At 65.7% G+C, this 13,523-nt stretch carries 14 protein-coding genes; 7 read left to right on the top strand and 7 right to left on the bottom strand.

What is annotated here, in order from left to right; translation table 11 throughout:
* Positions 1–18: 18 nt before the first annotated feature.
* Entirely contained in the window at positions 19–1,029 is a 1,011-nt protein-coding gene (locus BV210_RS08400; RefSeq protein WP_077206196.1) for an NADP-dependent oxidoreductase, read from the bottom strand.
* A gap of 105 nt (positions 1,030–1,134) precedes the next feature.
* On the opposite strand from BV210_RS08400, the gene BV210_RS08405 reads away from it, so the two are divergent.
* Complete coding sequence (locus BV210_RS08405; RefSeq protein WP_077206197.1) at positions 1,135–1,746, top strand: VOC family protein; 612 nt, start codon at positions 1,135–1,137, stop codon at positions 1,744–1,746.
* A gap of 48 nt (positions 1,747–1,794) precedes the next feature.
* Here BV210_RS08405 and BV210_RS08410 read toward each other — a convergent pair whose 3' ends face one another.
* Positions 1,795–2,910 (bottom strand): hypothetical protein, encoded by a 1,116-nt coding sequence (locus BV210_RS08410; protein ID WP_077206198.1) that lies wholly within the window; start codon positions 2,908–2,910, stop codon positions 1,795–1,797.
* Between the two features lie 121 nt (positions 2,911–3,031).
* Between BV210_RS08410 and BV210_RS08415 the strand changes: the two genes are divergently transcribed.
* The gene (locus BV210_RS08415; RefSeq protein ID WP_084802601.1) at positions 3,032–3,790 is read left to right on the top strand and encodes a hypothetical protein; all 759 of its coding nucleotides are present in this window, start codon (positions 3,032–3,034) and stop codon (positions 3,788–3,790) included.
* A gap of 316 nt (positions 3,791–4,106) precedes the next feature.
* On the opposite strand, the gene BV210_RS08420 is transcribed toward BV210_RS08415, so the two are convergent.
* Complete coding sequence (locus BV210_RS08420) at positions 4,107–5,213, bottom strand: NADH:flavin oxidoreductase/NADH oxidase (protein WP_077206200.1); 1,107 nt, start codon at positions 5,211–5,213, stop codon at positions 4,107–4,109.
* Positions 5,214–5,322: 109 nt separating this feature from the next.
* Between BV210_RS08420 and BV210_RS08425 the strand changes: the two genes are divergently transcribed.
* The 5 genes from BV210_RS08425 to BV210_RS08445 all read left to right on the top strand — a co-directional run bounded on the left by BV210_RS08425 (position 5,323) and on the right by BV210_RS08445 (position 11,099).
* A complete protein-coding gene (locus BV210_RS08425; protein ID WP_077206201.1) occupies positions 5,323–5,928 on the top strand; it encodes a bifunctional 2-polyprenyl-6-hydroxyphenol methylase/3-demethylubiquinol 3-O-methyltransferase UbiG in 606 nt (201 codons plus the stop codon).
* Between the two features lie 99 nt (positions 5,929–6,027).
* Positions 6,028–7,164, top strand: a complete 1,137-nt coding sequence (locus tag BV210_RS08430; RefSeq protein ID WP_077206202.1) for an acyl-CoA dehydrogenase family protein — start codon at positions 6,028–6,030, stop codon at positions 7,162–7,164.
* A gap of 84 nt (positions 7,165–7,248) precedes the next feature.
* Positions 7,249–8,433 (top strand): MFS transporter, encoded by a 1,185-nt coding sequence (locus BV210_RS08435; RefSeq protein WP_077208015.1) that lies wholly within the window; start codon positions 7,249–7,251, stop codon positions 8,431–8,433.
* A 59-nt stretch (positions 8,434–8,492) separates the two neighbouring features.
* A complete protein-coding gene (locus tag BV210_RS08440; RefSeq protein ID WP_077206203.1) occupies positions 8,493–8,834 on the top strand; it encodes a helix-turn-helix domain-containing protein in 342 nt (113 codons plus the stop codon).
* Positions 8,835–9,494: 660 nt separating this feature from the next.
* Positions 9,495–11,099 (top strand): spermidine synthase, encoded by a 1,605-nt coding sequence (locus tag BV210_RS08445; RefSeq protein WP_084802602.1) that lies wholly within the window; start codon positions 9,495–9,497, stop codon positions 11,097–11,099.
* Between the two features lies 1 nt (position 11,100).
* Here BV210_RS08445 and BV210_RS08450 read toward each other — a convergent pair whose 3' ends face one another.
* The 4 genes from BV210_RS08450 to BV210_RS08465 form a co-directional block, all read right to left on the bottom strand.
* Positions 11,101–11,295: a hypothetical protein gene (locus tag BV210_RS08450; protein ID WP_077206204.1), complete on the bottom strand. Its 195-nt coding sequence runs from the start codon at positions 11,293–11,295 to the stop codon at positions 11,101–11,103.
* Between the two features lie 106 nt (positions 11,296–11,401).
* Positions 11,402–12,133 carry a 7-cyano-7-deazaguanine synthase QueC gene (queC, locus tag BV210_RS08455; protein ID WP_077206205.1) on the bottom strand — a complete coding sequence of 244 codons (732 nt, stop codon included), beginning with the start codon at positions 12,131–12,133 and terminating at the stop codon, positions 11,402–11,404.
* 2 nt (positions 12,134–12,135) lie between these two features.
* Positions 12,136–12,945, bottom strand: coding sequence for a 7-carboxy-7-deazaguanine synthase QueE (locus BV210_RS08460; RefSeq protein WP_077206206.1), 810 nt, complete (start codon positions 12,943–12,945; stop codon positions 12,136–12,138).
* Positions 12,945–13,406: a 6-pyruvoyl tetrahydropterin synthase family protein gene (locus tag BV210_RS08465; RefSeq protein ID WP_077206207.1), complete on the bottom strand. Its 462-nt coding sequence runs from the start codon at positions 13,404–13,406 to the stop codon at positions 12,945–12,947. The genes BV210_RS08460 and BV210_RS08465 overlap by 1 nt, the downstream gene beginning before the upstream one ends.
* Positions 13,407–13,523: the final 117 nt, after the last annotated feature.

Here is a 13,523-nt window from a genome sequence, read left to right on the forward strand (position 1 = left end):
CCCCGGTCGTTCGCCGCCTCAGTCCTCGACTTTCACGAGTTGCTTGCCGATGTTGACGCCGTCGAAGAGTCCGAGGAAGGCCTCGGGCATGTTCTCGAAGCCCTCGGTGACGGTCTCGCGGTACTGCACGTCGCCGTTCTGGACCCACTCGGCCAGCTGTTCGGTCGCCTCGCCGAAGCGTGCGGCCCAGTCCCGGACGAGCAGGCCCTGCACGCGAGCGCGGGTCTCGATCAGGCCCGCCAGCTTCCGGGGCCCCATCGGTCGCTCGGTGGCGTTGTAGAGGGAAATCTGGCCACAGACCGCGACGCGGGCCCGGACGTTGAGGTGGGCGAACGCGGCGTCGGTGATCTCCCCACCGACGTTGTCGAAGTAGGCGTCGACGCCGTCGGGACAGGCCTCACCGACCGCGGCGTAGAGGTCGTCGGTCTCCTTGTAGTTGATCGCCGCGTCGAAGCCCAGCTCCTCGGTGAGCCAGTCGGTCTTCTCCTCTGCGCCGGCGATGCCGACGACGCGAGCGCCCGCCAGCTTGCTGATCTGGCCGACGACCGAGCCCACTGCGCCCGCCGCGCCCGAGACCAGCACGGTGTCTCCGGGTTCGGGTTCGGCGACTTCGAGGGTGCCGAAGTAGGCCGTTCGACCGGGCATTCCCAGCACCCCCAGCGCCGTCGAGACCGGCGCGAGGTCCGGGTCGACGGGCTGGAGTTCGTCGCCGTCGGCGGTGGCGTACTCCGCCCACCGGAGGTTCCCCGTGGCCACGTCGCCTTCCTCGAAGTCGGGGTGGTTGGACTCGACCACGTCGCCGACGACGCCGGCCTGCATCACGTCGCCCACGTCCCACGGTTCCGCGTAAGACTCGGCGTCGCGCATCCGCCCGCGCATGTACGGGTCGACCGAGAGGTAGCGGGACTTCACGAGGACCTCCCCGTGATCCGGCTCGGGAATCTCGCTCTCCCGTAGCTCGAAGTTGTCCATCGTCGGTTCGCCGGTCGGTCGGCTCTCCAGGATCCACTGCCGGTTGGTGCCAGCCATGACACAGTGGGATGGGCGTCGCACTGTTGAGTGTTCGGGTCTCGACACCGCGCTGGGCTCCGAACGCCCGACAGGTCCAAACCCGTTCCGTCCCTACTGGGGGCTATGGCAGACGACGCCCCCGAGGTGACCGCGGAGCTCCCGGACAGCCCCATCCACACGACCGGCACGGACCACATCACGCTCGTCGGCAGCAACGAGGAAGACACCATCGCGTTCTACCGCGATCTGCTGGGGATGCCGCTGGTGCTGCGCCAGCCCAATCTCGACGACCCATCCTCGACGCACCTCTTTTTCGACACCGGCGACGGGCGGATCATCACGTTCTTCGTCGGCGACCGGCCGTCGAACGAGCAACCGCCACGGGGCGGCGTCGGCGGCGTCCACCACCTCGCGCTCTCCATCGACCCCGAGCGGTTCGTCGAGATCCGCGAGGCTCTCGACGACGCCGACCGCCACTACAACGAGTTCGACCGCGGCATCTTCCACTCGCTGTACACCCGCGACCACAACGGCTTCCTGCTGGAACTCTCGACGGACAAGTTCTCCATCCCCGACGAGCGGAAAGGCGAGGTGCTGGCGACCGCCCAGCGCATCCGCGAGGAGGCCGGCGCTGACTTCGCCCGCGAGGAGGACATGGAGGCCGCGCTGAACGAACTGGACATCGAGTACGACAAAGTGGAACTGCCGGACGCCCCGAGCGGTTCCAAGTTCTGAGGCAGGACGGAGCCACCCAGCATCTCCGCTCGGTACAGACGGATACTGTCAGACGAGATCCATTGCCTGGGCAGTCAGTCGATAGCGATACGCCGGTCGGACGAACACGATTTGCCCGTACTCTTCCGATTTCGTGACTTCTTCGGAGGACTCGATGGCTTCCACAGCCGTATTGAGTCGATCCACCGGGTCACCTGACCGCAGAAAGTCCGTCACCTGCTCTGGCGCGATACCGAATTCCGTAGCCAAGATGCTCCGAATCGTTCGACCCGCCCCGTCAGCGACGGCGACAGACGGTGCTGACACCCGGGTCTGCGGACCGTCCCGCTCTGCAGCGTCGTCAGAAAGCGCTGTGACCTGCAGTTCGTCGTCGATATGCGCGATCAGCGCATCCAGGTTCGCTTCCGCTTCCTCGGTCACCTGCCCATTCACGATGTCGTCGAGCCGCTCACTAATCGCAAAGACGTCCGGTCCGGGCGGCGCGGTCTGGGCAAGCACGCCAGCATCGACGAGGTGATTCAGCACTGTTCGCGGTTGGTACTCGATGTCGACATCGAGCGAGTCCAGCAGTTCTGTTCGCTTGAGTCCCTCTTGCTCGGGACCGATCCCCGCGTTGTAGAACGCCTTTGCAACGGTTACCTGATCGTCGACGCTGTGTGTGTTCCCCTTTCGTTCCCGGATATACCGCTCCAGGCGGTCGAAATCCGTGTCGTCATCCTCGTCAGTCGTGAGTGCGTCGCTGACTGCGTCTGGAAGTTCTGGACGCGGCGCATCACGGTGCCGCTGGGCTTTCTCCGACAGGCGCGTGTTGTCGTAGAGGGCACGCGCGACGGGGAGCCCACGGAGGTAATTGTACTCGTAGAGAATCTCCACACCGTGTTCAGTCAGGCCGTAGAACTGACTGGGGAGATCGCGCGCGTCCTCGTTCGGCGGGTGCCGATAACAGTCGATGATATCGTCGTCACTGAGAACCGCTATCTGATCCCTGATTGCGGCCTTGTTCTTCGGCATCATGTACGCCAGCTCGTCGAGTGATGGGAGATGCTCTGGGTGGCCAAGGATGAACTGCAGAATCAGGTGCCGTGTCTCCTGGGAGAGAAGGTCGTAGATCTGCCGCTGTTCTTCGAACGGGCCGCCACCCTCCGCGGCAGGCGCATCACTCATAGTCTCACTTGAGAGTACCTCGGCGACGCGAATAATACTTTGGGTCAACTGGTGTGGTTAATCGGCGCGTTAGTCATACTGGTTGGCAACCTATTTATCCATCCCCCAAGGAGCACACAGTATGGCTGACCCCGGCCCGCCCCCGAATGCAACAGAGATCATGGAGAGCGTGAACGACGCGCTCCAGGGTCTCGAATTAGAACCTCACGAGACGTCGGAAATACTGGGGTTCGCCAACCGAGAACTCCCGCACCTCCACACGCCCGAAGACTCGTACTTCATCCTCGGCAGCTACCGCGACCCGTACCTTCGACGGCTCCGCATCGTCCAGAACGAACTGGACAAGCGCCTCGGTACATATCCGTTCCTGATGGCCGATCTCCCCGAGTTGGATATCGACCGGCTCCCCGTCTTCCGCATCCGATTCACTCTCCTCGCCGCGCATGCCGATACTATCGTCGCTGTGTATGAACAGGATGCCGGGGGCGAAGTCACCGAACTCGGGAAGATCAGCACGACACCATACTTCGACAAATCGTACGTACTGCCGCGAGACTACGCGTGGATGACTGAACAGAATCTCGCTACGGAAGCAGACGTCATCGCGGCTGCCGCGACGATCTACTTCAACGACGATCTCGACGAAGCGGCTACCGAAGAAGAACTGGACTCGCTCATCGCCGCAGTCAACCAGAACGACATCAGCCTCACACCACCCGACGTCATCGACCGATTAGAGGATCGAGAGGACAGTGAGCAGGCACCTGTCTCATACAGCTGGGTCCACCTCAACGAATTCCGTCTCTTCGAACTCCACGGCCGATGCTACGCGTGGTCTAGTCGAGACGACTTACGAAATGTCGTAGACGAGATTCCATAGCACTGGTTTCTGCTGTTCGAGGTATCAGAACGGGTCGGCCCATGTTTGCGCTCTGTCTGCGACCAATACTTGGTTTGGAAGGAGTATCCACTGGTCGATCAGGCAGTCACGATACGGGCTACAGGATCGGTCAACGTCCCCGGTTCCGTGGCGGTGTCGCTCGTCGAAGCTACGGAGCTCGCCCACACTGGACGTGGGCCCGACGCTGTCCTGTTCTCTCCTCTGACGTCCTGAACGGTTCTGTGACCGACTTCGAATGGAGTCACCATCGGATAGCAGGGCAGAAAACTGGCGGCCGGAGGGCACCGACGTCCGCTCAGAACGCCCGGTGGTACTGGGGCGGCACGTCCACTTCCTCTTCCCGACCCAGTTTCTGTGCGGCGTGGAGCGTGAAGTACGGATCCCGCAGATGCTCGCGGCCGACGATGGCGAGGTCGGCCCGCTCGTTTCGCACGAGAGAATCGGCCTGTTCGGGCGTCGTGATGCCGCCGACCGCCCCGACTTTCAGGTCCTCGGGTGCGGCGTCGCTCTCCTCCCTGACGCGACGGCCGTAGCCGATCTGGTAGCCGGGGCCGCCGTCGGGCACCTGCTGGTCGGGGTGGATCCCGCCGGCGGACACGTCGATCAGGTCGACGCCGGCCTCGCTGGCGCGGTCGGCGAAGCGGATCGAGTCCGCGACGGTCCAGGACTCGCGGTCGGGGAGCCAGTCGGTCGCGGAGATGCGGAGGAACACGGGCTTTTCGTCGGGCCAGACCTCGCGGACGGCCTCGATGACTTCCAGCGGGAACCGGATCCGGGACTCGAAGTCACCCCCGTAGGCGTCCTCGCGGGTGTTGGTGACCGGCGAGAGGAACTCGTGGAGCAGGTAGCCGTGGGCGGCGTGGACCTCGGCGATCTCGAAGCCGGCGTCGAGCGAGCGGCGGGCCGCGTCGGCGAAGGCCTCGCGCACGTCCGCGAGGTCGGCCTCCGTGGCCTCGCGGATCGGCGGCGCGTCGTCCTCGTAGGGGTAGGGCTCGTCGGTCGGGGCCAGCGTCTCCCAGCCGCCCTCGTCGGGCTGGAGGGGATCGTGGCCCTCCCACGGTCGGGACGTGGCGGCCTTCCGGCCGGCGTGGGCCAGCTGGATGGCGGGAACACTGCCCTGCTCGCGGACGAAGTCGGTGATATCCGACAGGGCGTCGGCATGGTCGTCGCTCCAGATGCCGAGGTCCTCGGGGGAGATCCGGCCGCGGGGTTCGACGGCGGTGGCCTCGGTCATCACGACGCCCGCACCGCCGACGGCGCGGCTGGTGAGATGCTGGAAGTGCCAGTCGGTCGCGAGGCCGTCGCGGTCCTCACAGGAGTACTGGCACATGGGCGAGACCATCACGCGATTGGGGATCGTTGTTTCCGAGAGATCGAGCGGCGTAAAGAGGTCGTCCGTCATCACGGACACGAAGGGGTGGGGGCGGAAACGGTCGGCGCTCGCGGCGAGACGGGCCGCTACCGGAACCCGACCCCGGCCCTTGACGGTGCCGGCGGCCCTCGACTCGGCCATGCCCACCTGGGACGAGCGGTTCCGCACGGGGGAGTACCCGACGGATCCGGACCCCGATCCGCTGCTCGAACGTTACGTGGATTCGTTCCCCGAGGGCCGCGCGCTGGACGTGGCGACCGGCACCGGCCGCAACGCGATCTTCCTCGCCGAGGAGGGCTACCGCGTCGACGCCCTCGACCAGTCCCGCGCCGGACTGGAGATCACCCGGGAGAACGCTCGCGAGCGCGGCGTCGCCGAGCGGATCGAGCCGATCCAGACGGACGTACCGCGCCACGTGTTTCCCAAGGAACGGTACGCCGTCGTCACCACCAGTTTCTACCGGGCACTCGACCGCCTCTCTGATATCAAGGCCGCGCTGGAACCCGGCGGCTACCTGTTCGTCCAGCACCACCTCCGGACGAGCGACGACGTCGACCGCGGGCCGAGCACCGACCGCTACCGCTTCGCCGCCAACGAACTCCTCCGGGCCTGTCTGGATCTCACGGTGCTGTATTACGACGAGCGCACCGAGCACAGCGACGGCCGCCGCGGCGCGACCGTCCGCGTCCTGGCCCGCAACTCGACCGGCCAGCACCAGTCCTACCCGGAAATCCCATCGTCGTGAACACGAGTTTATTTACACACAGTTTCATTTCCGAGTGGGTGGTTAACACCGTAATCCGTTCCCGGAATATATTTTACAGAACAGGCATTAGGGTGGCATATGTCGTTCCAGCTATCGGACGAACACCGCGCGATCAGGAAGGCCGTTCGGGAGTTCGGCGAGGAGGAGATGCAGCCGGTCGCCAAAGAGCACGACCAGAACAAGGAGTATCCGGAGGAGATCCGGCGGAAGGCCGCCGAGGCCGACTTCGTCGCGCCGAACATCCCCCTAGAGTACGGCGGCGCGGGGATGGACAAGCTCTCCTCGACCATCGTCACCGAAGAGCTCTGGCGGGCCGACCCCGGCATCGGGAGCGCCGTCGGCTCCGCCGGCTTCGGGACGGACATGATCGTCGAGTACGGCGACGAGTGGATGAAAGAGGAGTACCTGCCGCCGATCGCCAACGGCGAGTCGGCCTCCTGTTCGATGATCTCCGAGCCGGCCCACGGCTCCAACGTCGCCGGCATCGAGACCCACGCCGAGAAGGACGGCGACGAGTGGGTCATCAACGGGAACAAGATGTGGATCACGAACGGCACCGTCGCCGACGTGGGCGTCTGCATGACCAAGACGACACCCGGCGAGGGCCACGGCGGCATCACCGCCATCCTCGTGCCGATGGACACGGACGGCGTCAAGACCGAGAAGATCGACAACAAGCTGGGCATTCGCGCCTCGGACCTCGCGGAGGTCGTCCTCGACGACGTGCGCGTGCCCGAAGACAACGTCATCGGCGAGGTCGACAAGGGCTTCTACCAGCTGATGGACTTCTTCGCCTCCGGCCGGACCAGCGTCGCCGCACAGGCCGTCGGGGCCGCGGAGGGCGCACTCGACGCCGCCATCGACTACGCCAGTGAGCGCGAGCAGTTCGGCCAGACGATCGACGGGTTCCAGGCCATCCAGCACAAGCTCGCCGAGATGGCGACGAACGTCGAGGCCGCCCGCTCGCTCACCTACCGCGCCGCGAGTACGGTCGAGGCCGGCCGCGACCAGACCGCCGCGAAGTTCGCCAGCATGGCGAAGCTCTTCGCCTCCGAACACGCCGTCGACGTGGCCGACGAGGCCATCCAGGTCCACGGCGGCGCGGGCTACGTCACCGACCACCCCGTCGAGCGCTACTACCGCGACGCCCGGATCACCAAGATCTACGAGGGCACCAGCGAGATCCAGAAGAACATCATCGCCGACCGCCTGTAGAACGAGCCACCCAAGTTTTTCCCGCAACTGCGTCGACCCGTGACGACACGCGACGAGTCGCTGTTCGCCGGCTACGGCGGTCGGATGCTCGGCAGCCTCGCCCTCGGCTGGGCCGTCCTCCAGCTCGGCCGCTTCCTGCTCTCCCCGCTGTTGCCCGCCATCATCGACGATCTCGGCATCACCACGGTGGCGGCCGGGTTCGTCCTCGGCGGGTTCCAGGCGGTCTACGCGATCACCCAGTACCCCAGCGGTCGCCTCTCGGACCGGTTCTCGCGGGCCGCGCTGATCGTCCCCGGCCTCGCGGCGCTGACCCTCGCCTGCCTGCTCCTGGCCAGTGCCGTCACCCCGCTCCTGTTCGTCGGCGGCGCGCTCGCGCTCGGCCTCGGGAAGGGGCTGTACGCCATCCCGTCCCGGGCCCTGCTGTCGGACCTGTTCGTCGAGCGTCGCGGGCAGGCGCTCGGGCTGTACGCCGCGGGGACCGACGTAGGCGGCGTCCTCGCCTCGCTCGCGGCGCTGGTGGTCACGGGCGCTGGCGCGGCCGGACTCGGCCCCGTGGGCGCGCTCGTCCCGTCGGTTCCGGGACTCACCTGGCGGGCCCCCTTCTTCCCGGTGGCCGCCGCGCTGTTCGTCCTCGGCGTGATCTACGTCCGCTGGAACCGCGACCCCTACCGGCTCGGCCGGATGAACCTCGAACTCGGTGCGACCGTGCGGCGGCTCGGGGCGACCCGCGGCCAGCGGGAGGCGCTCGTGGCCTTCTCCATCTTCTTCTTCGTCGTCGGCGCGTGGGTCAACTTCCTGCCGACCTATCTCGCGCAGGGGAAGGGCACGAGCGAGGCGCTGGCGGCGGGGCTGTTCGCGGTCATGTTCGTCGTCGGCATCGGCGCGAAACCGCTGGCCGGCCTCGTCTCGGACCGGTTCCCCCGCCGGGCGGTCGGCGTTGCCGGCCTCTCGCTGGCCGTGGTGGCACTCGCCGGCCTCGTCCTCGCGTCGGCGCTGTGGGCCGTGACCGGTGCCATCGTCCTGTTCGCGCTGGGCTACAAGTCGCTCTTCCCGGTCACCGACGCCGTGTTGCTCGACGCCGCACCCGACGGCAACACCGGCGGCGACCTCGGGGCCGCCCGGGCGCTGTTCCAGGGCGCCGGGGCGTTCGGCCCCGTCTACATGGGGTCGGTCGCGGCCCTGGCAAACTACACCGTCGCCCTCGCCGGCCTCGCCGTCTGTCTGCTCGCGAGCGCCGGCCTGCTCGCTCGCGGGTTACTCCGGGACTGAGATACAATGATACAGACATACATTTTTAAGTCGAGCCGTCCTAGTCCGCTGTGAGAGCGATGCCGATTAGCATCGACGAGTTCGACGAGTTCGATCCGGGCGACCGGACGGTAACCAACGCCGAGCGAGTGCTTCGGTTTCTCGTCCGGAACCGCGAGCAGGCGTTCAAAGCGGCCGAGGTCGCCGACCGGACCGGCGTCGACGAGAACTCGATCCACCCCGTTCTGAACCGGCTCGAAGAGCGTGATCTGGTCCGGCACAAAGAACCGTACTGGGCGATCGGCGACCTCGACCGCGTTCGGAACGCGACCGTCTTCCAGTCGACCGCGGCGTTTCTCGACGAGGAACTCGGGACGGAGAGCCGCGAGGAGTGGCTCGACGCCGCCGAGGAAGAGCCGTGAGTGGGACGCCCGATTTCGCCGAGTTACGACGGGGACACGTCGTACTCGCCCCGGACCCCTTCAAATCCACCTTTTTCCCGCTCGGGTGGCCTACGGCCACCACTCGCGGCAAAAACGTGGGCGAAAAAGGCTGAAGCCTCACTTCGTTCGGCTTCAGTGAACCGCGCTCGCTGCGCTCGCGCGGATGCTGGTACTCAATACAGCTGAACAGACTACCGGCTTATCTTTCCTGAAGGCCTTCGAAAAAGAGCGAGAGTATCCAGTAGCCTGTTCCAAGTGTAACGATCACACCGATAATACCGATCAGGTAATCCCCTACCAGAAGTCTCCCTGCTAATTCGATAGCAAATATACCAACTATTCCGAGAAGCAGCCCTAAGAGCCACGGTGAAGTGATGACGCTAATTGTTCAGTCTCGGATTCTGGGGAAGGCATGTCAGTATAAAAACTACACACGACTTGTTGAGCATTTCGGTGCTTGATCAAAGCTTCAATGAGCAATACGCACGTCTACTGAGCGGGAGAGTCGTTCCTGACGGTCACGAAACCAATCACCTCACGAAGGGTTCTACGATACCCGAAAACAACGACCCGACTCGTTCCCGGCGAAACCGAAGCCGTCCACGCAACTTTAGACGCTGCTCCCCATAGGGGCTGAGAATGAGTGCGTTGTCCCAGCGGGTCTCGGGGCGGGTGTCGAGTCCGGAACTGGCGGTGTTCGTCTCCGGCGTCGTCAGCATGGGCCTCGAAATTCTGGCCGGGCGGATGGTGGCCCCCCAGTTCGGGAGCAGCATCTACACCTGGGGGTCGATCATCGGCGTCTTCCTGGCCGCGCTGAGTCTGGGCTACTATCAGGGCGGTAAGCGGGCGAGCCGGCGGGCGACCGAGGATCGGCTCGTCCGAATCCTGCTCGCGACGGGTGCGTTCGTCGCCGTGGTAATCCTGGCGGGCGACCTGTTGATCGCGGGGCTGTCGGGGTTCCCGCTGCCGCCTCGCTTCGCCTCGCTGCCCGCGGTGACGGTCCTCTTTGGCCCGCCCACCTACCTGCTGGGCTTTATCAGCCCCTACGGGGCCGAACTGTCGCGGAAGGAGAGCAAGGGCGAGGCCTCCGGGCACGTCTACGCGGTCGGGACCATCGGGAGCATCGTCGGCGCGTTCGGCTGTACCTTCCTGTTGATTCCGTCGCTTTCGGTGTCGATGATCGGGCTGGTCTTCGGCCTCCTGCTGGTGGTCACGTCGCTTTTCATCCTCGCGCCGTCGTTCCCGCGGCGGACGGTGCTGGCGACGGCCTTCGTCGCCGTGTTGCTCGTGGGAGCCGTCGCCGTCCCCTCGGCGGGCTACTCCGTCCGCGGGGAGACCGTCTACCAGACCCAGACGCCCTATCAGGAGCTCGTCGTCGCCGATGCCGGCGACACCCGAACGCTCTATCTGGACGGCCAGCCCCACAGCGCGATGGACCTGTCGGAGCCGAACCGCCACGTCTTCGATTACACCCGCTACTTCCACGTGCCCTTCCTGATGACCGACTGGGCGAACGAGAGCACGAGCGCGCCGCACCAGTCGGGCGACATCGACCGCGTGCTGTTCATCGGCGGGGGCGGGTTCACCGGCCCCAAGCGGTTCGTGAACGACTACAACGCCACCGTCGACGTGGTGGAGATCGACCCCGAGGTGATCCGCGTCGCGAAGGAACGGTTCCGCGTCGAGGAGGGGCCGAACATGAACGTCTACAACGCCGAGGGTCGGGAGTTCCTCCGGAACACCGACCACGAGTACGACCTGATCGTGCTGGACGCCTACAAGAAGGACAAGGTGCCCTTCCAGCTGACCACCCGGGAGTTCATGCAGTTGACGTCCGATCGGCTCGACGAGGACGGCGTCCTGCTGGCGAACGTCATCTCCGCGCCGACGGGGCCGGCCTCGCAGTTCTACCGCGCGGAGTACAAGACGATGAACGAGGTGTACCCGCAGGTGTACAGTTTCCCGACGAGCGGCGGCTCGGTCGTCCAGAACATCGAGGTGGTCGCGACCAAATCTGACCGGCGACTCACCGAGGAGCAACTTCAGGCGCGCAACGAACGGCGGGACATCGGCATCGACCTCTCGACGGAGGTCGACGACTACCAGGCCGAGGTCGAGACCGGTGACGTGCCGGTGCTCACCGACGACAAGGCACCGGTCGACGCGCTGCTGGAGCCGATGGCCGGCCAGCGGTACGTCGTCTCCCAGACCGGGTCGAACGGGACCGTCGCGGGCGCGGGCTAACTCAGTGCCGGGCTGGGACGTCCCTGGAGGCGACGTGGTAGAGGCGGACGAGGACGACGCCGAGGACGAGCGCGCCGAGGACGCCGAGCAGGACGCCGGCAACGGGGCTGACGAACTCGTAGAGAGCGGCGGCCGCGACGAAATCGACCACGGAGAGCGGGAGGGCACGCAGGGCAGGGCGGAGGGGCGACGCCATTACGTGAATCGTCGCCGGACGGTCTCATAAATCTCCTTTATTGACAAACAGGCGTTGTAGTTATCGGGTACTTGCGGGACGGCTTCGGAGTAGTGTCGGCGCTCGCTCAGTCGGCGTACGTCGGTCGTTCGGTGTAGTCGATCGGGTCGCGGACGCCGCAGTTCTGGAAGGCTTCGAGTCGGAACGCGCAGGCATCGCAGGTGCCACAGGCCGGTGACTCCTCGCGGTAGCAGCTCCATGTCAGTTCGTAGGGCACGCCCAGTTCGAGGCCGCGCTCGGCGATGTCGGTCTTGGACCACTCGACGAACGGAGCGACGAGGTCGATCTCCGTGTCGGGTTTGGTGCCGGCGTCGATCACGCGCTGGAACGTGTCGAAGAATTCCGGGCGGCAGTCCGGATACCCCGAAAAGTCCTCGCTGTGAGCGCCGATGAAGACGGCCTCGCAGTCGGTGGCCTCGGCGTAGGAGACGGCCATCGCGAGCAGGTTCGCGTTCCGGAAGGGGACGTAGGAGGTCGGAATCTCGTCGCTGTCGGGATCGGCGTCGGCAACCTCGATCCCGTCGTCGGTGAGGCTGGACGCGCCGATAGCGGCGAGGTGGCCGGTCTCGACGTGGAGGAAGTCGGCGGCGTCGACCTCGGCGGCCAGTTCCTCGGCGCACTCCCGTTCCCTGTCCTCGGTCTCCTGGCCGTAGGAGGTGTGCAACAGGTACGGGTCGTAGCCGCGGTCGATGGCCTCGTAGACGGCGGTCGCGCTGTCCATCCCGCCGGAGACGAGGATCACGGCGCGGCGGTCGTCGTCGGTCGATGCGTCGGTGTCGGTGTGAGTCTCTCGGGTCATACTCAGGTTCCGGGTGCGTCGTTCCAGAGATCGACGTGGAGGCGGGGCGTGTAGCGGTAGCCTCGATCGAGCGCCAGTTCGGCGACGGTCTCGCGGGTCTCGTCCAGCGCCTCGCGGGTCGTACCCTCGGGCATCAACAGGACGTCGCTGTCGGGGACGGTCGCGTCGGCGGCGTCGCGGACGCGGTCGACCAGCCGGTCGATCTCGGCCATATCGTCGGGGCCGGTGACGACGAATTTGAGTTGGGTATCGTAGGTCTCGACCAGTCGAGCCAGCGCGTCCAGATCGAGCCGGTCGGCCTCGTGGCGCTCCGCAGCGGCGGGATCGACGGGTTCGCCGTCCGGCCGGATCGATCCCTCGTCCTCGCCGATCAGGTCGGCCGAGGGTGTACTGCTCGCCAGTTTCGGGCTGACGCTCGCGAGGTCGATCGGGGCGTCCCGGAAGATGGTCCCGTTGGTCTCGACGGTGGTGTGGTAGCCCGCGGCGTCGAGACGTTCGAGCAGCGTCACCGACTCCTCGTGCAGGAGCGGTTCACCGCCCGTGAGGACGACGTGGTCGGCGTCGAACGCCTCGACTTCCGCCACGATCTCGTCCATATCGAACCAGGCGTGGGACGGCTCCCAGGAGGTGTGATAGGAGTCACAGAACCAGCACCGGAGGTTACAGCCGCTGGTACGGACGAACACGGACGGGACGCCCGCGAGCCGTCCCTCGCCCTGCAACGAGTGGAACAGTTCGTTGATCGGGAGCGCTGTCTCGGTGTCGGGTGGCGATTCGGCCGCGTCGCCATCGGGATCAGCGTCGACTGGCATCAGTAACTGGCACAGAGTTCGCCGGTCTCGGCCACCTCGACGGCCACCTCCGAGACCGTCTCGGGGAGGCGGTCTTCGAGGCGTCGTTCGAGGACGAGGCTCATCACCTCTGCCGTGGGCGGGTGATCGAGGACGACGAGCGCGTCGCCGTCGCCGCTGTCCTCGAAGGCCTCGACCAGCGGATCGTCCCGCTCGACGAGGAACCGATGATCCCACTCGTCGATTACCTGGGTAATATCACCTTTGTCGACGACCCATCCCTCCTCGGTCAGTTCACCCGTGACAGTGACGCTGATCTCGTAGTTGTGGCCGTGTGGTCGCGAACACTTCCCGTCGTGATGACGGATACGGTGGCCCGTGCTGATGCGAATGGGACGATCCCGGCCGACGTGGAGTGTCCGCTCGCCCGCGTCGGCGAGAGCATCAGCGTCCCGTCGCTCTCCGACAGCAGTCTCGGTCATATCTCGGTATTATCCGAGGAATACAAAAAGCTACTCACTGTCCGAGCGGTGTCGCGTCCGGCAGGCCCCGGTACACCGGTATCAGACGTGGTAATGGCGGCCAACGCTGATATACGC

The sequence above is a fragment of the Halorientalis sp. IM1011 genome, from assembly GCF_001989615.1.
Taxonomy (GTDB): domain Archaea; phylum Halobacteriota; class Halobacteria; order Halobacteriales; family Haloarculaceae; genus Halorientalis.

Coding starts and splice junctions, on each gene's coding strand:
- BV210_RS08400 (WP_077206196.1), bottom strand. CDS start 1,029: ATGGCTGGCACCAACCGGCAGTGGATCCTGGAGAGCCGACCGACCGGC.
- BV210_RS08405 (WP_077206197.1), top strand. CDS start 1,135: ATGGCAGACGACGCCCCCGAGGTGACCGCGGAGCTCCCGGACAGCCCC.
- BV210_RS08410 (WP_077206198.1), bottom strand. CDS start 2,910: ATGAGTGATGCGCCTGCCGCGGAGGGTGGCGGCCCGTTCGAAGAACAG.
- BV210_RS08415 (WP_084802601.1), top strand. CDS start 3,032: ATGGCTGACCCCGGCCCGCCCCCGAATGCAACAGAGATCATGGAGAGC.
- BV210_RS08420 (WP_077206200.1), bottom strand. CDS start 5,213: ATGACGGACGACCTCTTTACGCCGCTCGATCTCTCGGAAACAACGATC.
- BV210_RS08425 (WP_077206201.1), top strand. CDS start 5,323: ATGCCCACCTGGGACGAGCGGTTCCGCACGGGGGAGTACCCGACGGAT.
- BV210_RS08430 (WP_077206202.1), top strand. CDS start 6,028: ATGTCGTTCCAGCTATCGGACGAACACCGCGCGATCAGGAAGGCCGTT.
- BV210_RS08435 (WP_077208015.1), top strand. CDS start 7,249: ATGCTCGGCAGCCTCGCCCTCGGCTGGGCCGTCCTCCAGCTCGGCCGC.
- BV210_RS08440 (WP_077206203.1), top strand. CDS start 8,493: ATGCCGATTAGCATCGACGAGTTCGACGAGTTCGATCCGGGCGACCGG.
- BV210_RS08445 (WP_084802602.1), top strand. CDS start 9,495: ATGAGTGCGTTGTCCCAGCGGGTCTCGGGGCGGGTGTCGAGTCCGGAA.
- BV210_RS08450 (WP_077206204.1), bottom strand. CDS start 11,295: ATGGCGTCGCCCCTCCGCCCTGCCCTGCGTGCCCTCCCGCTCTCCGTG.
- queC (WP_077206205.1), bottom strand. CDS start 12,133: ATGACCCGAGAGACTCACACCGACACCGACGCATCGACCGACGACGAC.
- BV210_RS08460 (WP_077206206.1), bottom strand. CDS start 12,945: ATGCCAGTCGACGCTGATCCCGATGGCGACGCGGCCGAATCGCCACCC.
- BV210_RS08465 (WP_077206207.1), bottom strand. CDS start 13,406: ATGACCGAGACTGCTGTCGGAGAGCGACGGGACGCTGATGCTCTCGCC.